The sequence below is a fragment of the Bacteroides sp. AM23-12 genome, from assembly GCF_003434395.1.
GTDB lineage: Bacteria > Bacteroidota > Bacteroidia > Bacteroidales > Bacteroidaceae > Bacteroides > Bacteroides thetaiotaomicron.
This window is the reverse complement of record NZ_QTLF01000002.1, coordinates 1-21377: the sequence shown is the minus strand read 5'-3', so window position 1 is coordinate 21377 and position 21377 is coordinate 1. Positions and strand designations below refer to the sequence as shown.

The window sequence follows — 21377 nt, the reverse complement described above, 5'->3', positions numbered from 1 at the left end:
AATATTATGGCAAAATATTGGAAACAAGGATTCTACGATGAGCTGCAAGAAGGCTCAGTAGAGATAACGGAGGAGTATTGGCAGGAGCTGCTGAACGGTCAGTCATCCGGAAAGGAAATAAAGGAGAGCGAAAGCGGCTATCCCGTATTGGTTGATCATGAGTATACTCTTGATGAACTAAAAGAGAAGAAGATAGCGGACATTAATGCTTATGACAAGTCAGACGCAGTAAACTCTTTCACCCTTGCCGGCAAAGATATGTGGTTAAACAAAGAGGACCGCGTAGGTCTTGTTAACTCAATCAATATTGAGAAGCAGGCCGGAAGACTGGATACCGTTTTATGGTTTGATGCGGTAAAGTATACGATACCTATATCAAGCGCTCTCCTCATGCTTAACTCGTTAGAGCTGTATGCTCTTGATTGCTACAATGTAACTCAGCAGCATATCGCGGCAGTTAGAGGATTGCAGACTAAAGAGGAGGTCGAATCTTACAACTACAAGACCGGTTATCCGAATAAACTAGAGTTTTCATTATAAACAGATAAAACTATGATTTTGACACTACTATCATTATTGGTTTTCGCATCTTATGTTGGTGTGATGATTTACAAGACAAAGGGTATCCCTTATTCTATTTCCGATACCTATTACATTCTGAGTAACAGGTATTGGTTCGGTATATGCATGATTCTCCTGTCTTTGCTTTTGCTTCCGGCCGCACTGGATGCAAGTACAGAAAACAGTCAGTTTTTAATCTTTCTTTCTGTTGTCGGAATGATCGTGTTGGGAGTGTCCCCGAATTTTAAAGGAGCACACAAGAAAGCTCATATAGCCGGCGCGGTGATGTCTCTTGTATTCTCTCAATTATGGGTAGGATGCAATTCGTGGTATTGGCTGCTGCTATGGGCTGCATTTCTAATCTACGCGATAACGTTTGTAATCAAGAACTGGTCTGGTAATCTTATATGGGACCTGACGGCATGCAAGTCTATGTTTTGGATTGAGGTAATCTCGTTGTTAACCGTTTATTTAACTTGTTTGGTATGAAAGAAGCAATAGTACATGCAACAACAGGAGGATTTGCGGCAATTGCAACCGCTTTCGTCATTGAGTCTCTTCAGAACATGATTCCTTGGCTAATCGTATCATGTGCGGTGATATTATGTGACCTTGCATTTGGAGTAAGGAAAAGCATGTTGATGGGTGAGAAAGTACGTTTCTCTCGTGCGATTCGTGCTACTATGGGAAAGATGGTTACTTATTTTGCTTTTGTCTGCATGGTCTGCATGATCACAGTAGCAAGTCATAGCGAATATCCTATTGATGTGTATTCCTGCTTATTGGTATGCTTCATCGAAGGGTGTTCGATTGTCGGAAATATATTGAAACCAAAGGGGATCAATATAAATGTAATTGGAGCTTTGGGAGTCTTTGGAAAGAAGGTATTCAAGGTTGACAAAGAAGATGTGAGAGACATAATTCAAGAAGAAAATCATGAATTGGATCAAAGAAAGTAACCGTCCTAAGCACCTGCTTTATGCTATCCCGGCAGGCGCATTGCTTACCATCTTGTTTGTCGCAGGGCTGGCGGCCGGCATGGAATTCAAGGACAGAGCTTGGGGTGGCAAATGGGACTGGCTTGATATTGCCGCAACGTTGATTGGAGGAATTATCGGTCAGGCTATTCAAATATTAATATTGATTTTAATTTTATAGGAGGAGAAATATATGAGTTTATCACGTGGCCTTAGAAATAATAATCCTGGCAATATCCGGGTCACAAAAGACAAATGGCAAGGATTGAGAGACAAACAGGAAGATAAGTCCTTCTTCCAGTTTACGGAAATAAAGTGGGGATACCGGGCGTTGATCCGTACCTTGCAAAACTACCGTAAAAGACATGGTTGTCAAACCATTGCGGATTTCATCAAAAGATGGGCGCCGGAGTCCGAGAACAATACTGCCGGCTACATCAACCGTGTATGCAAGGAAATGCAGGTTCCAAACACATATATTCCCGACATCAACGACAAGGCAACGATGTGCGCTTTTGCAGCCGCTATCTCTCAGGTAGAAAATGGTGTCCCTGCGGTGATGCCCGATGTCGAAGCCGGATGGAATTTATTATAAACTAAAAATAGAGGAGAAATAATCATGGACTTACAATTTACTAAAATAGAAGGGAAGGATTTGTATGCTGCCGAAGCAGTAGTGAATGCTGATTTCAATATCCATCTTGAACGAACCGCAGCAAGTCGCTTGAATATCTTTCAGCGTACTCCGACAGAAGGTGATTTTGAACCGGTATATCTGCCGTCCAATGTGCAGAATAACACCGGAAAGACTTTTGACTGTGATTTCAGTGCCTTAGTCTATCCAAAGACAATCCGCATCGAGAGCTATACAGAAGTCACAACAGGTATCTTAACGGAGGCAGAGTAATGTTAAACAGGTTATCCTTAAACAAGCTAAGCCTTAATCGGATCGATTTGAATCGAATCGGTGGCCGGGATGTAGGGGTATCCGCCCGTCCCTACATCGACCCCGAATTACTGAGTCACGTCAAGATGGCCATCTCCACCTGGGGCAAGTCCAACGACGACCCCGACCGGACAGTTTTGAAGGACTTGTCCGGCAACGGGAACGACATGCGCCTGCTGAACTTCGGATTTGCGGAGGGCAGTGGATATGGGCTATATGGTACTGATTTTACTAAATGGACTAAGAGACAAATAAATGATTTAGAAGTATCTCCAAATAAAATATCAGTAAGCAATAAAGATAGTGAAACAGCATTAGTAATATGGTTGGATGTAAACAAGAATAGATATGTGATTCCATCTTATAAAATAAAAGTTAGTAAATTAACAAAAACTATAACTTATTATTACATAGACGAAGCAAATCCAAGTATTAGAAGTACTTTTTCTATTAATAAAGAAGGAACATACATACTACCTATTTCACGAAACGATTTATATAATGGGGAAGAAAATACTAATATAGGTTTTGGAATATTCCCTCATGAATCTTTCACTATCGAGCAACTCCCCGACTTCGAAGGCTGGCTATGTACAGACGGAGTAGACGACATAATCGAATCCGTCAAGCCAGTCTCTGAGATGTTGGAGGGAAGTAATGAGATTACGGTGGTGAGTATTATTCATCAGATATCCTTACGTGGCATCTCAGATATTCCATTAACTAATTATATCAGAGAATCTAATATTGGATATGTAAGAAATGAGCTTAGAGTTTCTCTTAATAAAACAGGAATATACGGTTATACATGCTTTAATATTCAAAGTCCTATTTCTAGCAATTCCTCAGTAATAAACAATATATTAGGAGATAAAGAAGATTATAGATTAGGTACGTATGGGAAGATATCAAACGCAAAGCTTAGTGTGCAAGGATTTATAGATAGTAGTGGTGCAATTATAGATACATCTCAAGTCGCCTACGCAGGTGGCTTTATCGCCAACAAAGTCCTAACCACCGACGAAATTAACCAAATTATCGCCTATTTCAACTTAGATCGTCCGGGACAGATCATCAAGCCTCAGTTGTACTGCAACGTCAAGAAGCAGGGCATCACTAACGACAACCACGCAGAGTTTAACGATCAGTTGATTGACTTTGTAGGAGGTCACAACATTCAGCTAAACAACATCGGTTGGAAAGGAGAAAGTGGAATAATTGATGGTGCGTTATATCTAGACGGTATCTCCGACTTCGGCAAGGCTACCGGATTGCCTGTTTTGAAGGACTATACTATTTGTGCTCTTCGTAAATGGTTATATGGTGATTCTGTAACAAGTACTGAAACTGGCTCTATTGTTTCTAAATCTAAAGTTGGTAATGACGGTGCTTTTATTTTAGAGCAGACGTTTAATCGAAATCCTTCTCGCTCTAGCACCTTTTCTTTTGGCACAATTAACTCGTTGATGAGTAACGATAAGTTGAACGAAGAATCATTTACTTATCAAACTAAATATAGTTATAACGGGGAGACTATAGTATCCGGTTCCGGCGTTGATATTGACTCTATGTGGCTAGGAACGATTAGAGACGGTGATTCTCGTTTCTCTAAACTCGCATTATGGTCATTGATGCTCTTCCCCTACAGCCTCTCCGAGTTCCTCCTTGAACGCCAATTGAGAAAGTATAAGGCAGGAACGCTATATCCGGATATGATTGAGTGGAGACCGATTGTAAAGAGTAACACCCCTTACTCCTCGATCTCCTACTCAGTTAATCCGGGAGAATATGTTACTGAGGGTAGTACAGTAACTATCACTATAACCTTGTCAAATGAAACAGATAAGCTGGTCGGTGTGTCATCCAATGCCATCAGCGACATATCCATTTCGGGAGACAATGGAACCTACGAGATAACCGGAAAGGTCACCAAGTCACCTCAGAAGATTAACATAATTATCTCCAGCTACTTGACAATGTTAGGTAACGATACTTTAATAAATAATGAAACATTAATTAAAAACGAATAATATGGAAAAGATATTTGACATAGCAAAAGACTCCGAAAAGTCGTGGGGAGTCATTGCGCAGGGAATAGATAGAAATTTTGAGGAATTATCTAACGAGGCACAAGAATCAAATACGGCCTCTCATATAAGTAAGATTGTTTCTTCGTCTATAATGCCGACAATAATAGAGAATAAACAAGTTACAGTTGACGGAATTAGGGATGCTTCTATCCAAAATTACGCTGAAATTGATGTTTCGATTTTTACTGATGGAATTCTAAGAGTTACCGCATGGACATCCACTAACGCTATAGTAGGTTACCAATGGCTAGATAATGACAATAATACTACATTTGTTTCCACCTCGGAACATGGAGGAGGGATGTATACATATGAAATTATAGTTCCGCAAAATGCAACAAAATTACAATTCTCATTTTTTAAAGAACATGGGATATCTGTTGATGCTACTTATACTGCACGTATCCCTGTAAATGTTGAGGTAGCAAAAATGGCTCCGGTCATTTCTCTTGCCGGGATGGACGGAGCAGTTAATACCGCAGACAGTATTTCTAATGAAGAGTTACTGATTACAAATTATCCAAGATATGTAAAAAGGGAATATACAGTAAGCCTTAATTCTAAAATTAAATCATTTTCGGAAATAGCTGTTGGAGTTGGTCATCTTACTACAAGAGGGTTGTATGTAATAATTGATAATACCAACATTAAGGTTGTTATGTATATCAATAATACAGAGACAGTCTTAGCTACTCACGCACATAACTTGACAATATCGGCATTTATTAACGTATTAGTTGACTATAAGGAAGATACAATTAAATATGTAATCAACACATTTGGTGGAAGTTATTATGGTACTGATACTGAAATGGGGAAGAAAGTATATGGAGATACAGACAGCATAGAGCTCAATGATATATATGGGTACTCATTCGTTTATGCCAACTCTGAGACGACTTTGAATGATGTTGAATTAAGAAGAACAAATCGTGGATTTCGAGAGCCTGTATGGATTATAGGAGACTCATACTGCTCAACTGATAATAATGAAAGATGGCCATACTACTTACTAAACGAATATAAGATAAAGAGTTGGTTTTTAATTGCCCTTGCAGGGCAAACAAGCAATGATCTTAATGGTCATGTGGGGGCATATAATGATTTATTGAACGCGTTACAATATGGTACACCTAAATACTTATGGTATCAGATACAAGCTAATGATACCAACGCCGTTTATGAAGAATATATATATAAGATTAAAGATATTTGCGATAAGAGAGGAATAACTTTAATTCTTGTTCGTCACGCAAAGCTTGGAGAACAGGCAGAAGGTAAGGATTGGCAAACCAAAAATTCTATAGCTTTATCTTTGGGATTGAGATACGTTGATATGTATAAGGCTGTAACAGGCAATGAATTAACACATGATTGGTATGAAGGTTATCTATCTTCTGACGGAGTTCACCCTACAGCATTAGGAGCAAAAGCGGAGGCAATGAGAATATTATGCGACATACCTGAGATAACTCAATATAACTAACTTATTAATATTAATGTTTAAAAAGTAAAGTTCATGAAATACATTGTATTCCCCACAGAGAAACTGAACGAGATACGCAGGAGGTACTCGATGAACTGCACTTGGTTCCGAGAAAGAGCGTTGACGGTACACAGGTGATTATGAAATTGGATCACTATGAAATGTTGTTCCCAAGTACCATGACCTTACCGTTACTGGACGAAGAAGAGACTCCGCAGGAACCGGTCTATCCTTATCCTACCTACGAAGGTGAAGATCTGAATGTTTTGTTGTCGGGTCCGGCTTGGGCAAGTAAGGAGACACTATGAAATCTCTCCCTTGGATATTAGTCTGCCTGCTTATAGGTTTGGTCGTGTGGATGCGTTGTAATCCGCACGATCCTTCGACTGTCTATGTAAAAGGCGATACGATAAGAGTGAGGGATACTATAGTTGACATCGTGCTTATGCCGGTAAAGGAGACCTTAAAGCGTACCGATACGGTGTATTTGCCGATTATAGTAGATACCACTACCGACAGGACCGTAGAAGGCGACTCGGTCCCGGTACTAATACCGATCACAAGCAAGGAATATAAGACTGATAATTACCGGGCGGTGGTTAGTGGCTATAAGCCCAGCCTTGATTTGATGGAGGTTTATTTGGAAAAGGAAATCATCACTCTAAAACCAAAGCAAAAGCGCTGGGGCCTTGGCCTGCAAGTGGGCTACGGTTATCCAGGTGGATTGTATGTCGGTGGTGGAGTTAGTTATAACTTATTTATGTGGTAATACCGGCACTATCTTCGCAGACCGTTTCCGGTATGAAAAGTTTAAGTTTCATTTATATAACAATTTCCATTGGAAAAAGGTTTATTAAGAAAGGAGGCCTAAAATGATACATTAATTGATTATTAAGCACTAAGTTACCGGTAAAGTAGAAGGCCGGTTATCATAACAAATGTAGCTCTTTCGGGGGATAGAGTAAAAAGAACCCCCGACACTAAAGTTGACGCCAATCAAACTTTTAAACATACAAAAGCATGCATAGATAGTGCCAGGGGTATAATGTCCTTAACATTTCTATACATGCTTTTGTTCTTTCAATAACCGTAAGTTTGATTGGCAAAGGCAAAAGTACAATAAAAAATTAAATTACTATGTGTAAGTCAGAGATTTTTGCCGAGATTCTAAATGTTGTTGGAAAAGAAACTGAAGTTTCTACTGAATTGATCCTTTCATCAAGTAAAGTTACTGAAGTTGTTGACGCCCGTTCTATTGTAGTATTCTTCCTCGCTGAATACGGGCTATACCCTGAACAAATAGCGACTTTGCTTCACAAGACATCCGCTAGTATCCGCTACCTTATATCTACTTTTGAAAGCCGTAAACTGGCAAACAAAATGATTGCAATATATCTGCAAAATATTCGCAAATCGCTTGAAAATGAGCTCTGATTTACGCAGTTTCTATTATATACTTTTGTGATGCGGTTGATATTGACCGTGTTATAATTGTATATTAATATGAGTGAAACAAAGACTTACGTTTTCCCGGAATCAGGCGGGAGCGGTGGCGGTAATGGAATGATGGCTATGCTTGCTCCATTATTGCAACAGAAAGGTATTGATCCCAACTTGTTGGTTGCTATGCAAGGAAAGAACAACAACGGATTTGGTGGTGATGGATCATGGTTCATGTGGATAATCTTCCTCTTCTTCCTATTCCCCCTTTTCGGACGCAATGGATGGGGAAACAATGGAGATGGCGGAAACGGTGGCGGATTTGCCGGAGCCGGTATCCCTAACTTAATTAACAACGATGCAGGAAGGGAGTTACTTATGAGTGCAATTCAGGGGAACGGACAGGCAATCAACAATCTGGCTACTAATTTGAACTGTTCAATCGGTCAGGTTCAGAATGCTATCAATGGGGTGATGTCACAGGTGCAACAGGTAGGAAATCAGGTTGGTCAAAGCTCAATGCAGATTATCAATGCTATCCAGCAGGGTAACTGTCAGATCGCTCAACAGATTGCTTCATGCTGCTGCGAAAACCGTCTGGCGATCTGTCAGCAAACAAACACATTGCAAAATGCCATTAACGGTGTTGCGACTGGTCAGGAAAGAGGCTTTGCTTCTGTTGCATATGAAACTCAACGTCAGACTTGTGATCTGCAAAATTCCATCAAGGATAGCACCCAGCAGATTCTTGCCGGCCAGCGTGCGGCTGAAATGCGTGAAATGCAGAACAAGATTGATAAACTTCGTGAGGAGAATAGCACATTTAAGAGTTCTGCTATGACCTCTCAGATTGTCGGACAGGCAACGGCTCCTCTTGGTGCAGCTTTAAATGATTTGAGTACTCGTCTTGCAAAAATCGAATGTAACCAGCCGGAAGTAGCGAAGGTGCCTTATAGTCCGGTTGTAGGGATTCCTTCTTGCGTTGCAGCTCAGTATGGTCTTTACAATGGTATTGGGGCATGGGGCAATTTTAATGGTTGGGGATAAAAGGAAGGAGGCATTATATGGCATTCATTAGTCCTTTTATCATGGCAAATAAGAATGGTATTCCCAGATTGGAAAGTACAGGTGTTACCGTAGGTACTACCAACGTACGTTTCTCTTTCCGGAATCATCCGTTCCTTTCTGCTCCATTTAGCGGATTGATTCTGTTCCGTTTGGCACAGCCGATCCCTTCCGGTACTACCGGTACATTGCCGGTAGTGTTTGATACCAACGGTGCTACTCAAGCACTGACTACGATCGCCGGCGCAGATGTTACTGCTTCGGATATTACCGGTACCGGAATTTATCTGTGCTACTACGAATCAGGTAGCAACACATTGCAAATTCTTACCGGAGTAGTTTAAAATAATGGGCGGGAGTAATCCCGCTCTTTAAAGAGTTAATAAATTATGCCTTTTCAGAATCTAAGAGTAAACAGCGAGTTTTTTATCCTACACAAGGATAACACTCCATACATAGAAGTTGGCTCCGTCTCCGGAGTTTCTACACCGGTTGCTGAGTTTATGCAGCAGCCTCTCCCTTATGGACAGCCTCCTAGAATGGTGGTTGATGTGACCATCAAGGTTGGTGAGCAAACTGTTACATTTCAGAAAATACCTGCAATGTCTGACATTGCTGATGCAAACTTTCCCGGAGGTGGGAATATGGTAATATCCGGCTCAAGGGAATCGATGAATGCAGAAGTTGCCGCCATGCGCAACCGCTCCTCGGAGATATTGGGCAGTGTCGATCATCATCGTTCCGTCATGGAGTCATGCGACAAGATGCTTCAGGTACTTAATCCGGAATTTGCAGAACGCCAGCGTCAGGAAGCGGAAAATAAAGCGCTTCGGCAAGAACTTAGCGAATTGAAGGCTATGATGGCTGATTTCTTCAAGTCTTCTGAAAAGGCATCTGGTAGTAACAATTCTAAAAAACAATAGTATGATGATGATTGAGATTTCCGAGAGCAAGGTCGAGAAAATGTCCGACTACGCTGAAAAGATGCTTAAATACGGTGGTAAGTTGATGCAATGCATCGAGGAGTTATCCGGCGGTGGTGAAAGCATGGGAAGACGTGAACGTTATTATGACGATGACGACGACCGCTATGACGAGATGGGCGAACGTGGTGATTATGGTGGCGGTTCCGGTCGTGGCGGCTATGGCGAAAGACGCGGTGTACGTGGTACAGGACGCTATTCCCGTTACCGTTAATGTTTAATTAGGGAGTGGATTGATTCTACTCCCTATAACTTTATTAAATCATGAGAAGAGAACCTTTGGATATAAGAGATAAGAGACCGGAAGAAATGGAAGTGTACTTGTCTAACTTCGGTTGGCATTTCAATAAGAAAATGTGTGAGTTTGCAGTGTCGCTCATGAAAAAGCTTAATCCTTCTACCGGTAAAAAAGAGAGAATTGAGCCAATATCAAAAGAAAAAGTAGATGAGCTACTTACCAGGTATGGCATTAAGCTTGAAAATAATGTGCTATATGATTATGTGTATGTAGCCAACATGGGTAAGGCGGATTATCTGAAGTCATCTATTCCCGATGAAGCGCATTTAGCTCTTTATATAAAGGATACAATTGATGATCCTGATGCTCCCGACGGAACAACAATGAGAAGATGGTATGCAACAATGATTGCTTCCGGAGAACCTATTGAGTGGGACGAAATGCTTTGATAAATGATAAGGCAACGGTTTACATTACCCAAGTATGACTGGAGCTGCATGGTTTACTATGCGGTAGATACATATTATACAGAGGAAATACTCGATAATATGCATTCCATCGGCTGCGACGGTGATATGCTTCGTACTGCGTATGAGAATATTAGCTCCGGCAATTTGAATACCGGAGTTACTTACTCCAACTTCGACACCCGGGAAACAGTAATGGTCATTGCCCTTACTTCGTCCCCAAAGGAATTTGCCAAGTCCTGGCGGCATGAATGCGGGCACATGGCTACTCATATTTGCCAGGCGTTCGGTATAGACCCTTACGGGGAGGAAATTCAGTATATCGGAGATGATATCATCGAAAAGACATGGGAGTATGCTAAGACATTGTTATGTGAGTGTGACTGCTGTAAAAACAAGGTCAAACATTTAATACGCTAATCCATGAAGAATAAAGAAATTAAGAAAGCATTAAAGAGTGATACTCCCATTAATAGTATGTATTCTCTTATCCCTAACAACAAGATGCAGGCTTTCAAAAAGTTTGCCGCCCAATTTGGATTTACTGAAGAACGAATAAAAACAGTGCTCGAAAATGAGAAACGTTAAGCTGGACATATTGCTTGATCAAGCCGACGACCGGTATCATTCAGATTTCTGCCGTCTTCTTCTGGTAATGCTATGGAACGCCTAGAAAGGTGGTTGTATTGGCTGATTCCCTTTGTGATTATTGCAAGGGTTGTATCTCTGTGTTTGTCCCTGGTTATGTAACCGGGGATTTTTTATTCTACTTATAAAGGAGCCTAAGTGTAAATAAGAGTAAGATAATGAACTTTTTTCATCTTTTTTCTGTTATAAATTAAAATATTGGTATTATATTTGCAACCAAAATTCGGTTTTATATGAAATTCAAGTTTAAAATAACGGATGATACCACTATTGAGGATGCGGAAAAAGAACTAGAAAATCTTTATAGTGCTCCTGTAGTGGATCTTCCTTTTAATCATGTGGTTAAGATTGCAGAATTTCTTGGAGCAAAATTACAAGATAGTCCACGTGGTTCTATGGAAAGATTTTACCATCCTTTAGCTCCAACACCTGGCAAATATTTTGGAGTACACGTTGTTCATAAAGGTGGCAATGAAGTCCTAATAAAGAGGACTAATTTTAAACAGTATCTTTATCCGATATTAATTGAAATAATAAGGATAAAGAAAAAGCAATAACTCACTAACCCAATACAATTATGTCACGTAAAGATTTACAGTACTACAAATCATTGGAGTACAATGTTATTATTAAAAAAGAAGAACTTGATGGCGAAAAGTGGTATGTTGCATACTGCAATGAGCTTGGCCTAAATGCTTGTCATGGGATAGGAGAAGATAAAGTATCTGCTTTAAATAGTTTTATTGAGGAAAAAGATGCTTTTATAGAAATGTTGTATGAAAAAGGAGAACCTATCCCTGAAGTTGTAAATGATGAGCAAAACTCAAGTGGTACATTTTCAGTTAGAACATCCTCATGGGTTCATTCTTCGTTGATACAACAAGCTAAAATGAATGGTGTTTCCCTTAATTCTTATGTTAATCAATTGTTAGCATACGGAATTGGGCAACATGATGTTTCATTGAAATGTGAAAGAAAAATAGATGAGATTGATGAAAAGATTACTGCCCAAAATGATATGATTTTAAGGAACCTTAATTCAATTAATTACAAAACAAATAGCTTGTTTTGTAATGCTACTCAATCTCGTTTTTATGAACATACCGAATTTAAATCAGTTGTATAAATATGAAAAATAAGATTACCCCAGAAGAATATTCTTCAATATTAACTTCTATAAAATTAGATAATATATTTCTTTCGGATGGGAATGTTAAGGTGTTTGAGTGTGTATCAGAAGGAGGCTCTATCAATTTAAATTTTAAAGATAAATACTCGTTTTCTGAATCCGAAAGTAATGCTTGTTTTATAGCTTCCTTTAAGCTTGATGGTATAATTGGCGAGCAAGAAAATGCGGAGAAACTATTTACTATATCTGGAGAATTTAAAGTCAGATATAGTAAATTAAAAGAGGTTACAATAACAAAAGATTTCTTTGATGTTTTTAAAGAGATAAGTTTATCAGTATTTATCTGGCCTTATTTTAGAGAGTATATTCAAAATATGATTGTCCGCACAGGGCTCCCTTCTTTTACTCTCCCCGCCAAAATATATGGCGTGCATGATCCTCAATAAAAGGAATCTCTTGTGCTTTGAGGATTATATATTTGGTGAAGAGCTCCTTTCCATTATAACTGCCTCTTTTAAAATGGAATCGCCCGGTATACAACATGCCGGGCTTTTTTATGCCCAAATGTTAAAGTTTGATATGACCGAAACTTTCTAGCCTTAAAAGTTTGATATTACAAAAACTATTTGTATCTTTGTAACATCAAAATAAGAAACAAAGGTAATAACAACTAAAAATAAAGACATGAAAACAATCATTGAGAAAACGGTAGAAGGTTTTGAGAATGCAATCATCAGTGAAAATGAAGAAAGTTGGTTTGTTGATCTTCGTACAGGTTTGGGAGAGGCTGAATATCCTAAATGTGATTACACTTTAGACCAAGCTATTGAAGATCAAATTAATTGGAAAATGGAATGATGATAAGGGAAACAGTCAAAGAAGCAATGAAGCTCCGAAATGTCAAATCAAAGGATCTTGCGGAGCATGTAGAAGTAACAAAGAGTACCATGTCCTTGTTTCTTAACGGAAAAACGAATTTAGGACAAGAGAAGATTGAAAAGATCCTGGACTTTTTGAATATAAAGCTGGTAATAACTCAATAAAAGATAGATATGAGCAAAATCCAATTACACAAGTCCATTCAGCATATTACAACGACTAATGGCAAATTGAGCGATAAGACAATAAAGTTAATTAACATAATGGCAAAGAAAGCGTATGGAAGTAAATGATATAATGCAGCATATTGATGAATTGCTGCAAAACTACTCAAATGAAGAGTGTGCGGAGATTTTAAAAGAGGTAGTAAGTGAATGCCAGTCACGCATTGAGAATTGCAATGAAGGTGTTTACACTAATTCATAACAGAATAGATATGAAGCAAAAGAAGATAACCATAATCATATCCTACGATTACGAGGATAAGAATACCGTCAGTAATGATCGGATTGCAGAAAGGATAAAAAGTGATTTACGGAAAGGAAGTAATCCGGTTCATGAAAGAATTGAATCTATTGTAGTGGAAGATAACTTAGTAACATGGAAATAAGAGGTGAAATATTTAGAAGTATTGATTTAACTCCAGTAATTGAAAATGGCAAGAATGCTGGATATACTGCTTCAAATATAAGTTTTTTTTCCGAAACAATATTTGATTACGCAACAATGACCAATCGTTATATCGGGCCTCAATATTTAACTTTTTCAACCAAGGTTAATGCGGTTGATGATATTCAGGCGGGTGATAGTGTTGATGTCTGTCAATGTTCAAACAGGAATTGGGTCGGTAAAGTAGGAACTGTTAAGTTTATAGGACAGCATTCAATAAAATGCCTTCATCAATACGTAGTAGTATTAGATATTGACGGAGAGTCTATCGGTCTAGAAATTCATTCAAATGAACAAAGTTAAAAGCACTATGGCGGAAGAGAATAAATACGATCAAGAATCGATCAGAGAGCTGCTCTCGTGGGCTCAGAATACATTAAATAACAAGACCTACCCGGAAGGCGAACTAGTTTTGGATAAATGCATCAAAGTAATAGACTGCAAAAGTCATATAGAGGCAATGATCCAGATGATAGGGAAGAACTGGGAGAATCCGACGTTTTACCCGACCATTGATATGTTCCGGAAGTTTAGAGCAAAATTGGAAGAAATATAATGCACATTTTTGTATATTTGCAGTGTCAACAATGAGATTACCAAAAGCAGGGGATACTTCCTGTTTATCTATCTAGTTTTTGTGTAAAAAAGGCAGCTTATTAGGCTGCCTTTATGTTTTCATCAACATTATATCCGCTTTCATCTCGATATACTCTTGATATTTGCTTGGATTATTGATATAGTCAGTGACTCTTTTAATAGCTATTTCTGCTTGCTTAAATCTCGTTTTAGCATAGTACCTGACAATTCCTCTACCTTTGTCCGAATGAGCAAGGCAGTAGTCTATCACGTTATCTGGTATTCCTAAGTCAAATGCATATTGTGCAAACGACTTTCTAGCAGAATAAAATACAACTTTTTCCTTTATTCCTAGCTCCTTTGCAAGTTCTGAAAGAGACCTGCATATGTATCTTGAGAAATTATGATAAGAAAACTTATATCCAAAGTCCAATTTCTTTGTTTTGTTGTTTATCCATTTGTCTATTATTTCTTTTGCTGGATCAGTAATAGGAAGCAGGCAATGTTGTTCTGTTTCAGTTTTAAGTTTCGTTTTAATTCTTACATAATCTACTTTATCGCTAGTAAAACGAGTATTCATCAAATCTATTAAGTTCATTCCACCGAGATAAAAAGAAAGCATAAAAACATCCCTTGCCACAATATACTTTTTTTCTTTGGGATTACTATTTCTTATCATATTAAGACTTTCTAAGGATATATCTACTTCTTTAATTGGAGATTTAGGGATTTTTTTATAAGCAAACGGATGTATTTCGTATCTCACAGAACCGGAGTTTATATTTCTATTGATCACCGCTTTTATTTGAGACATCATCATTCCTATTGTTGTGTTCCCTATATTTTTTTTCGTTTTTAGATATCTTGAGAATCCGTCAATAATATTGGGTGTTATATCTGACATGGGTATTTCTCCTCTTGTAAATTCTGTGAAGTACCTGCAGCTTCTTTCAATTAATACTGCATAACTTTCCCTACCTTCAGAATTTAACTCATTTATAAATATGGAACACGCTTTTTGATATGTGATGTTTTGTTTGCCCTTTGTTTCTAAGTCAGAAACAAGCATGTCTTTGATTTGTTTGCAAGAATAAAGAGACTGATGTTTTATTTCATCAAGTTTATTCTGCATATCATTCATCATGTTTCTTAGTTTGGAATTTATAATTGAAGCATCCGGACGTTTTGTAACCTGTCCATCCTTAAATTGTGAAAGGTTGTCGATTATAAAACGTGTTACAATATAACATGTTTCCTTCTTATGACATACGGCTATTCTTATCTTATGCCTTCCGTCCTTTAAAACTTTTGCTTTGAAGATTGTAAGTTTAATAGTTGCCATAATAGATTAAAATTTAAAGGATAAGTTTTGGATAAGTTTTTTTGTCCACCACTGGACAATTTTCCCTTTTTTTTAATCTATAAATTGAAGATATCGTAAATGAAAACGGGAACCTAAGTCCTTAAATACAAGATGATTAACAGGTTCCCGTTCAAGAGCCGCTAGCCAGACTTGAACTGGCGACCTACGCGTTACGAATGCGTTGCTCTACCAACTGAGCTATAGCGGCGGTTTGTTTCTCGTTTACGGCGTGCAAAATTACAGCTTTATTTGAGAAAACAAAAGGATTCTGAATATTTTTTGAGCTTTAATTTAAAATCTTCCTTTACCATAACTCTTTGCATAAAGTAACGGTAGTTTAACTTTCGAACATTCTGCTGCGTGCCAGCATACACGCGCCTACAATACCTGCTTTATCCTTCAATTTGGATGTAATGATGGCAGAGTCTTTGTTGACCAGATTGAGTGAATACTTACGTACCGCTGTTTTGATGGGTTGGGTGATATAATCTCCCGTTAAAGATAAAGTTCCGCCTATAATGACCAGTTCCGGATTGAAGATATTGATTAATCCTGCAATTTGTTTTCCCAGCTTTTGCCCTATTTCTTCAACAATTTCAATACAAAGCAGATCTTCCTTGTTGACGGCTGTGATGATTTCGTCAAGCGTGATGGGGTCTTCTTCACCGGATATTCGGGTGGAAAGAATAGAGCTTTCTCCGCTTTTAATACGCTCCAAAAGAATGCGATGAAGGGCAGAGCCGGATGCTTCTGTTTCTAGACACCCTTTTTTGCCGCAATGGCAGATGATTTCATTGTCGTATGCATTGACGTGACCGAACTCTCCCGAGAAACCGGATTTTCCTGTGTAGACTTTGCCGTCGATAATGATTCCGATGCCGACTCCCCAGCTGACGTTGACGAAAATAATATCTTTTTCTCCTTTTACACACCCTTGCATATATTCTCCGTAAGTCATGGCACGGGTGTCGTTGTCGATGGTTACTTTATGACCCAGCTTTTCCGATAGGACATCCGCCAACGGGCGTTCCTCAAAATTGAACTGGCTAAAACTATATCCGGATTCCGGATTTACTCGTCCCGATACATTTACATTGATATTTAAGATCTTCTCCTTATTAATAGGGAGCTTTTTGATGAAGTTGAGAATGAGTTTGCACAACTCGTTCATCCCTTCTATCGAATTCTCAAATTTATAGGGGATATTCATTTTTAGCTCTACCATATCACCTTTAAAATTGATCAGTCCGATATTGACTGCAAATCTTTTGATGTCTACACCTATAAAATAACCGGATTCCGGATTTAGTCCATAGAGATTCGGGTGGCGTCCACCGCTGGTTTCCAGTTTTCCGTAATCATTGATATATCCGTCCTCACACATTTCACCGATAAACTTGGTGACTGTGGGCACGCTTAGATCTAGTTCTTTTGAAAGATCGGGAATAGTGGAACTACCATTATATATATAATGTGTAATGATCCTCTTTTTAACGAGGGCATTTTTAGAGCCCATTTCTATTTCTTTCAAGAATTGTTGGTTCATACGTCTCTTATATTTTGTAATATCTACAAAGATAATTAATTTTTTTATTAACTAATAAGGTTCTTGACGAAAAAATTAGAATTGAATCTGAGATGATGCTGTGCTGATTCCTTATAGAAAGTGAATTCTCTCATTGATAGTTATTTGAAATCTTCTTATATAATAAGGTAATAAGGGTACTGGTATCTGAATAGCTTCATATTTATAGTCTTATTAATGAATAAAGAAGCAAAAATCAACTTTATTAATAAAATATTTTATTATCTATTGTTTATTTAATAAATATAGCTATATTTGTACCGTGATATTAATTAAGATGTACCGTAACCAAATCGTATTATGATGAAAAACTTATTCCAAATACTCTGTGGGCTGTTTCTGGTAGTATCATACTCTTCTTGTATGCACTCAGAGGAAGATAAGGTAGATGTACTTATTATAGGTGGAGGTGCCAGTGGTGTAACATCCGGCATCCAGTCTGCTCGTATGGGAGCCAATACACTGATTCTCGAAGAAAGCACCTGGCTGGGTGGGATGCTGACTTCTGCCGGTGTGAGTGCTGTGGATGGAAATTACAGATTGCCTGCCGGACTTTGGGGAGAATTTAAGAATAGATTGTCTGATTATTATGGCGGGCTGGATTCTTTGAAGACGGGTTGGGTAAGTAACGTATTGTTTGAACCGTCAGTTGGAAATAAGATTCTTCACGAAATGGTAGCGGCGGAAAATAATCTAAAAGTCTGGAAACAGGCTTGCCTTGAAGAAGTAAAAAGGACGGGAGATGAGTGGGTCGCTAAAGTGAAGGTGGAAGGACAAGGTGTGAAAACGGTTCGGGCGAAGGTCATGATTGATGCCACCGAACTGGGTGATGTGGCAAAAATGTGTGGAGTGAAGTACGATATTGGTATGGAAAGCAGAGATGACACGCACGAGGATATTGCTCCGGAAAAGAAGAATAATATTGTGCAGGATATTACCTATGTTGCCATATTAAAAGATTATGGTAAGGATGTGACTATTCCGGAACCTGAAGGATACGATCCTAAAGAATTTGCCTGTGCCTGTGCCAGTCCGGTATGCATAACTCCTAAAGAGCCGGATCGCGTCTGGTCTAAAGATATGATGATTACCTACGGGCGGTTGCCGAATCATAAATATATGATTAATTGGCCGATAGAAGGTAATGATTATTATATTAATCTGATTGAAATGACTCCGGAAGAACGCGTGAAAGCATTGGAATATGCGAAACATTATACGATGTGTTTTGTTTACTTCCTGCAACATGAACTGGGGTATAATACACTTGGATTGGCGGATGATGAATATCCGACAGAGGATAAGTTACCTTTTATCCCTTATCATAGAGAGTCCAGAAGAATTCACGGATTAGTCCGCTTTAACTTGAATCATGCACTCAATCCATATACACAGGATGAAAAGCTGTACCGTACTTGTATTGCTGTGGGTGATTATCCGGTAGATCATCACCATACCCGCTATCATGGTTATGAAGAGTTGCCTAATCTGTATTTTCATCCGATCCCTTCGTATGGGTTGCCGTTAGGTACATTGATTCCTCAGGAGGTAGACGGGCTGATTGTTGCAGAGAAATCTATTTCCGTATCGAATATTATGAATGGAACGACTCGTTTGCAACCGGTTGTACTGCAGATCGGTCAGGCGGCAGGAGCTTTGGCTGCACTTGCTGTGAAGAATAATCAGAAGATAAGTGATGTTTCTGTTCGTGATGTTCAGAATGCTATTTTGGATGCTAAAGGATATTTGCTTCCTTATCTGGATGTCCCTGTCTCGGATGTGAAGTTTGCTTCTTATCAGCGGATTGGTTCTACGGGGATTCTCAAAGGAGTCGGTAAGAATGTGGACTGGTCCAATCAGACTTGGTTGAGAGCGGATACGGTATTGCTGGCGTCAGAACTGGATGGTCTGTTTGAAGTGTATCCGGCTGCCAAAGATGAATTCAAAAAAACAGGAGCGGATAAATTAAGTATTGAGGAGGCAGTTCAACTTGTTCAGAAGATAGCAGAAACGGAAAAACTACATACTACTGTTGATCCGCAAGCGCTTTGGAAAGCATACGGAATGCAAGAACCGGATTTGAAACGGAATATTTTGAGAGGGGAGATGGCTGTAATGATTGATCAGGTATTGGATCCTTTCAATAAAAAACAGATCGATATCACTGGTAAGTATATTCAATAGGTTAACATATATCCAAGTAAAAACAAAAAAATAAAACTATGGAAACTAATAATCGTAGAGATTTCTTAAAGAAGGCAGCTTTGGCCGGAGCTTCCGCTTTGGTTGCCCCTTCATTATTTGCAGCTGACGGAGAGGGGAGAGGGGAACTCTCCCCGAAGATCAAGGCTGGCGATTTGGAAAGCAAATTGATTGTTCCCAAAAATAATGGCTTAAAAATTACAGGAACTTTTTTGGATGAAATATCTCATGATATTCCTCATCAGAACTGGGGTGAGAAAGAATGGGATCTGGATTTTCAGCATATGAAAAGAATCGGTATCGATACAGTGATTATGATTCGTTCCGGTTATCGTAAGTTTATGACTTACCCTTCACCTTATTTGCTGAAAAAAGGATGTTATATGCCGTCGGTTGATTTGGTAGATATGTATTTGCGTCTGGCGGAGAAGTATAACATGAAATTTTATTTTGGTTTGTATGATTCAGGACGGTATTGGGATACAGGTGATTTAAGTTGGGAGATTGAGGATAACAAGTATGTGATTGATGAGGTTTGGAAGATGTACGGAGAGAAGTATAAAAGTTTTGGAGGCTGGTACATCAGCGGCGAGATTAGCCGTGCCACGAAAGGGGCTATTGATGCTTTCCGTGCTATGGGAAAGCAATGTAAAGATGTATCGAACGGACTCCCGACTTTTATCTCTCCGTGGATTGATGGCAAAAAGGCTATTATGGGAACAGGGAAACTGACAAGAGAAGATGCGGTTTCTGTACAACAACACGAAAAAGAATGGAATGAAATTTTTGATGGAATTCATGAAGTGGTAGATGCTTGTGCTTTTCAGGATGGACATATCGATTATGATGAGTTGGATGCGTTCTTTACTGTAAATAAAAAATTAGCAGATAAGTATGGTATGCAATGCTGGACCAACGCCGAGTCTTTTGACCGTGATATGCCTATCCGTTTTCTACCCATTAAATTTGATAAGCTCCGGATGAAGCTGGAAGCTGCCAAACGTGCAGGGTATGATAAGGCTATTACTTTCGAATTTTCTCATTTTATGAGTCCTCAATCTGCCTACTTGCAGGCCGGACATTTATATGATAGATACAGAGAATATTTTGAAATCAAATGAGTGATATGAAGTCTACAATTAACTTTGGCTATCTTATTTTCCTTTCTGTTGTAGCAGCTTTGGGAGGATTTTTGTTCGGATATGATACTGCTGTTATATCCGGAACAATCGCTCAGGTTACTCAACTTTTTCAACTGGATACGTTGCAACAGGGGTGGTATGTGGGATGTGCTTTAATAGGTTCTATCGTCGGTGTTCTTTTTGCCGGTATCCTGAGTGATAAGCTGGGACGAAAAATGACGATGATTATTTCAGCGACTCTGTTTTCTACATCGGCTTTAGGTTGTGCGATCTCCGCAGACTTCACCCAATTGGTAGTCTATCGTATTATTGGTGGAGTTGGTATTGGTGTTGTGTCGATTGTTTCTCCTTTGTATATATCTGAAGTGGCTGTGGCACAATATAGAGGGCGTTTGGTATCTTTATATCAATTGGCTGTGACAGTTGGATTTTTAGGAGCTTATTTGATTAACTATCAATTGCTGGCTTATGCTGAAAGTGGTAATCAGTTAAGTATGGACTGGTTGAATAAGATATTTGTTACTGAAGTCTGGCGAGGAATGTTGGGAATGGAAACATTGCCGGCTGTGTTATTCTTCATCATTATCTTCTTTATTCCGGAGAGTCCTCGTTGGCTGATCGTAAGAGGTAAAGAAGAAAAAGCTGTCAATATATTAGAAAGGATATATAATTCAGTTTCAGAGGCTGCAAGTCAATTAAAAGAAACGAAATCTGTATTGACGTCTGAAACAAAATCTGAATGGGCTATGTTAATGAAACCCGGAATTTTTAAAGCGGTCATCATTGGTGTATGCATTGCTATTTTGGGACAGTTCATGGGTGTGAATGCTGTACTTTATTATGGCCCTTCCATTTTCGAAAACGCAGGACTTTCAGGAGGAGATTCTTTGTTTTACCAAGTTCTCGTAGGACTAGTCAACACTCTGACCAC

32 protein-coding genes and 1 tRNA gene are annotated in these 21377 nt (G+C 38.8%); 30 read left to right on the top strand and 3 right to left on the bottom strand.

Annotated elements, in window-relative coordinates:
- The first annotated feature begins 6 nt into the window (after positions 1–6).
- The 27 genes from DW640_RS02015 (at position 7) to DW640_RS01910 (ending at position 14134) form a co-directional block, all read left to right on the top strand.
- Positions 7–540 (top strand): DUF4376 domain-containing protein, encoded by a 534-nt coding sequence (locus tag DW640_RS02015; protein WP_117577056.1) that lies wholly within the window; start codon positions 7–9, stop codon positions 538–540.
- A 12-nt stretch (positions 541–552) separates the two neighbouring features.
- Positions 553–1050 carry a glycosyl transferase gene (locus DW640_RS02010; RefSeq protein ID WP_147326368.1) on the top strand — a complete coding sequence of 166 codons (498 nt, stop codon included), beginning with the start codon at positions 553–555 and terminating at the stop codon, positions 1048–1050.
- Positions 1047–1520: a phage holin family protein gene (locus DW640_RS02005; RefSeq protein ID WP_117577052.1), complete on the top strand. Its 474-nt coding sequence runs from the start codon at positions 1047–1049 to the stop codon at positions 1518–1520. Before DW640_RS02010 ends, DW640_RS02005 begins: the two co-directional genes overlap by 4 nt.
- On the top strand, positions 1498–1719 hold the full coding sequence (locus DW640_RS02000) for a hypothetical protein (protein ID WP_117577050.1): 222 nt from the start codon (positions 1498–1500) through the stop codon (positions 1717–1719). The genes DW640_RS02005 and DW640_RS02000 overlap by 23 nt, the downstream gene beginning before the upstream one ends.
- A gap of 12 nt (positions 1720–1731) precedes the next feature.
- Positions 1732–2133: a structural protein P5 gene (locus tag DW640_RS01995; RefSeq protein WP_117577048.1), complete on the top strand. Its 402-nt coding sequence runs from the start codon at positions 1732–1734 to the stop codon at positions 2131–2133.
- A gap of 24 nt (positions 2134–2157) precedes the next feature.
- Positions 2158–2445, top strand: coding sequence for a hypothetical protein (locus tag DW640_RS01990; protein WP_117577046.1), 288 nt, complete (start codon positions 2158–2160; stop codon positions 2443–2445).
- A 47-nt stretch (positions 2446–2492) separates the two neighbouring features.
- Positions 2493–4514 (top strand): hypothetical protein, encoded by a 2022-nt coding sequence (locus tag DW640_RS01985; protein WP_147326367.1) that lies wholly within the window; start codon positions 2493–2495, stop codon positions 4512–4514.
- A 1-nt stretch (position 4515) separates the two neighbouring features.
- A complete protein-coding gene (locus tag DW640_RS01980; protein ID WP_117577043.1) occupies positions 4516–6060 on the top strand; it encodes an SGNH/GDSL hydrolase family protein in 1545 nt (514 codons plus the stop codon).
- Between the two features lie 140 nt (positions 6061–6200).
- Positions 6201–6368: a hypothetical protein gene (locus DW640_RS23495; protein ID WP_158562580.1), complete on the top strand. Its 168-nt coding sequence runs from the start codon at positions 6201–6203 to the stop codon at positions 6366–6368.
- Positions 6365–6829, top strand: a complete 465-nt coding sequence (locus tag DW640_RS01975; RefSeq protein WP_117577041.1) for a DUF6808 domain-containing protein — start codon at positions 6365–6367, stop codon at positions 6827–6829. The genes DW640_RS23495 and DW640_RS01975 overlap by 4 nt, the downstream gene beginning before the upstream one ends.
- A gap of 368 nt (positions 6830–7197) precedes the next feature.
- A complete protein-coding gene (locus tag DW640_RS01970; protein WP_117577039.1) occupies positions 7198–7494 on the top strand; it encodes a hypothetical protein in 297 nt (98 codons plus the stop codon).
- A gap of 69 nt (positions 7495–7563) precedes the next feature.
- Positions 7564–8547, top strand: a complete 984-nt coding sequence (locus tag DW640_RS01965) for a hypothetical protein (protein ID WP_117577037.1) — start codon at positions 7564–7566, stop codon at positions 8545–8547.
- A gap of 17 nt (positions 8548–8564) precedes the next feature.
- Positions 8565–8909, top strand: a complete 345-nt coding sequence (locus DW640_RS01960) for a hypothetical protein (protein ID WP_032558123.1) — start codon at positions 8565–8567, stop codon at positions 8907–8909.
- 45 nt (positions 8910–8954) lie between these two features.
- On the top strand, positions 8955–9488 hold the full coding sequence (locus tag DW640_RS01955) for a hypothetical protein (protein WP_117577035.1): 534 nt from the start codon (positions 8955–8957) through the stop codon (positions 9486–9488).
- A gap of 1 nt (position 9489) precedes the next feature.
- On the top strand, positions 9490–9762 hold the full coding sequence (locus DW640_RS01950; protein ID WP_117577033.1) for a hypothetical protein: 273 nt from the start codon (positions 9490–9492) through the stop codon (positions 9760–9762).
- 50 nt (positions 9763–9812) lie between these two features.
- Positions 9813–10235 carry a hypothetical protein gene (locus tag DW640_RS01945; protein ID WP_117577031.1) on the top strand — a complete coding sequence of 141 codons (423 nt, stop codon included), beginning with the start codon at positions 9813–9815 and terminating at the stop codon, positions 10233–10235.
- A gap of 3 nt (positions 10236–10238) precedes the next feature.
- The gene (locus DW640_RS01940; protein ID WP_117577029.1) at positions 10239–10673 is read left to right on the top strand and encodes a hypothetical protein; all 435 of its coding nucleotides are present in this window, start codon (positions 10239–10241) and stop codon (positions 10671–10673) included.
- Between the two features lie 3 nt (positions 10674–10676).
- Positions 10677–10841 carry a hypothetical protein gene (locus tag DW640_RS23645; RefSeq protein ID WP_199610194.1) on the top strand — a complete coding sequence of 55 codons (165 nt, stop codon included), beginning with the start codon at positions 10677–10679 and terminating at the stop codon, positions 10839–10841.
- A gap of 293 nt (positions 10842–11134) precedes the next feature.
- Positions 11135–11458: a hypothetical protein gene (locus tag DW640_RS01935; protein ID WP_117577027.1), complete on the top strand. Its 324-nt coding sequence runs from the start codon at positions 11135–11137 to the stop codon at positions 11456–11458.
- 20 nt (positions 11459–11478) lie between these two features.
- Positions 11479–12027 (top strand): toxin-antitoxin system HicB family antitoxin, encoded by a 549-nt coding sequence (locus tag DW640_RS01930; RefSeq protein WP_117577025.1) that lies wholly within the window; start codon positions 11479–11481, stop codon positions 12025–12027.
- A 2-nt stretch (positions 12028–12029) separates the two neighbouring features.
- Positions 12030–12476 (top strand): hypothetical protein, encoded by a 447-nt coding sequence (locus tag DW640_RS01925; RefSeq protein ID WP_117577023.1) that lies wholly within the window; start codon positions 12030–12032, stop codon positions 12474–12476.
- 238 nt (positions 12477–12714) lie between these two features.
- Entirely contained in the window at positions 12715–12888 is a 174-nt protein-coding gene (locus tag DW640_RS23490; protein ID WP_158562579.1) for a hypothetical protein, read from the top strand.
- Positions 12885–13073 carry a helix-turn-helix transcriptional regulator gene (locus DW640_RS24345; RefSeq protein WP_117577021.1) on the top strand — a complete coding sequence of 63 codons (189 nt, stop codon included), beginning with the start codon at positions 12885–12887 and terminating at the stop codon, positions 13071–13073. Before DW640_RS23490 ends, DW640_RS24345 begins: the two co-directional genes overlap by 4 nt.
- Positions 13074–13188: 115 nt before the next feature.
- Positions 13189–13335, top strand: coding sequence for a hypothetical protein (locus tag DW640_RS23640; RefSeq protein ID WP_187771984.1), 147 nt, complete (start codon positions 13189–13191; stop codon positions 13333–13335).
- A 10-nt stretch (positions 13336–13345) separates the two neighbouring features.
- The gene (locus DW640_RS23485) at positions 13346–13519 is read left to right on the top strand and encodes a hypothetical protein (RefSeq protein WP_158562578.1); all 174 of its coding nucleotides are present in this window, start codon (positions 13346–13348) and stop codon (positions 13517–13519) included.
- On the top strand, positions 13510–13881 hold the full coding sequence (locus DW640_RS01915) for a hypothetical protein (RefSeq protein WP_117577019.1): 372 nt from the start codon (positions 13510–13512) through the stop codon (positions 13879–13881). Before DW640_RS23485 ends, DW640_RS01915 begins: the two co-directional genes overlap by 10 nt.
- Entirely contained in the window at positions 13868–14134 is a 267-nt protein-coding gene (locus DW640_RS01910) for a hypothetical protein (RefSeq protein WP_117577017.1), read from the top strand. Before DW640_RS01915 ends, DW640_RS01910 begins: the two co-directional genes overlap by 14 nt.
- 111 nt (positions 14135–14245) lie before the next feature.
- Here DW640_RS01910 and DW640_RS01905 read toward each other — a convergent pair whose 3' ends face one another.
- The 3 genes from DW640_RS01905 to DW640_RS01895 all read right to left on the bottom strand — a co-directional run bounded on the left by DW640_RS01905 (position 14246) and on the right by DW640_RS01895 (position 17063).
- Entirely contained in the window at positions 14246–15496 is a 1251-nt protein-coding gene (locus DW640_RS01905; protein WP_117577015.1) for a site-specific integrase, read from the bottom strand.
- Between the two features lie 156 nt (positions 15497–15652).
- A tRNA-Thr gene (locus tag DW640_RS01900) sits at positions 15653–15725 on the bottom strand.
- A 129-nt stretch (positions 15726–15854) separates the two neighbouring features.
- Positions 15855–17063 carry an ROK family transcriptional regulator gene (locus tag DW640_RS01895; RefSeq protein WP_008760710.1) on the bottom strand — a complete coding sequence of 403 codons (1209 nt, stop codon included), beginning with the start codon at positions 17061–17063 and terminating at the stop codon, positions 15855–15857.
- Positions 17064–17405: 342 nt separating this feature from the next.
- Here DW640_RS01895 and DW640_RS01890 point away from each other — a divergent pair, with 342 nt between their 5' ends.
- The 3 genes from DW640_RS01890 to DW640_RS01880 form a co-directional block, all read left to right on the top strand.
- Positions 17406–19286, top strand: coding sequence for an FAD-dependent oxidoreductase (locus DW640_RS01890; RefSeq protein WP_048698476.1), 1881 nt, complete (start codon positions 17406–17408; stop codon positions 19284–19286).
- A 38-nt stretch (positions 19287–19324) separates the two neighbouring features.
- Positions 19325–20425 (top strand): DUF4434 domain-containing protein, encoded by a 1101-nt coding sequence (locus tag DW640_RS01885; RefSeq protein WP_016267840.1) that lies wholly within the window; start codon positions 19325–19327, stop codon positions 20423–20425.
- Between the two features lie 5 nt (positions 20426–20430).
- On the top strand, positions 20431–21377 hold a 947-nt coding region (locus DW640_RS01880), incomplete at its 3' end, for an MFS transporter (protein ID WP_055230320.1).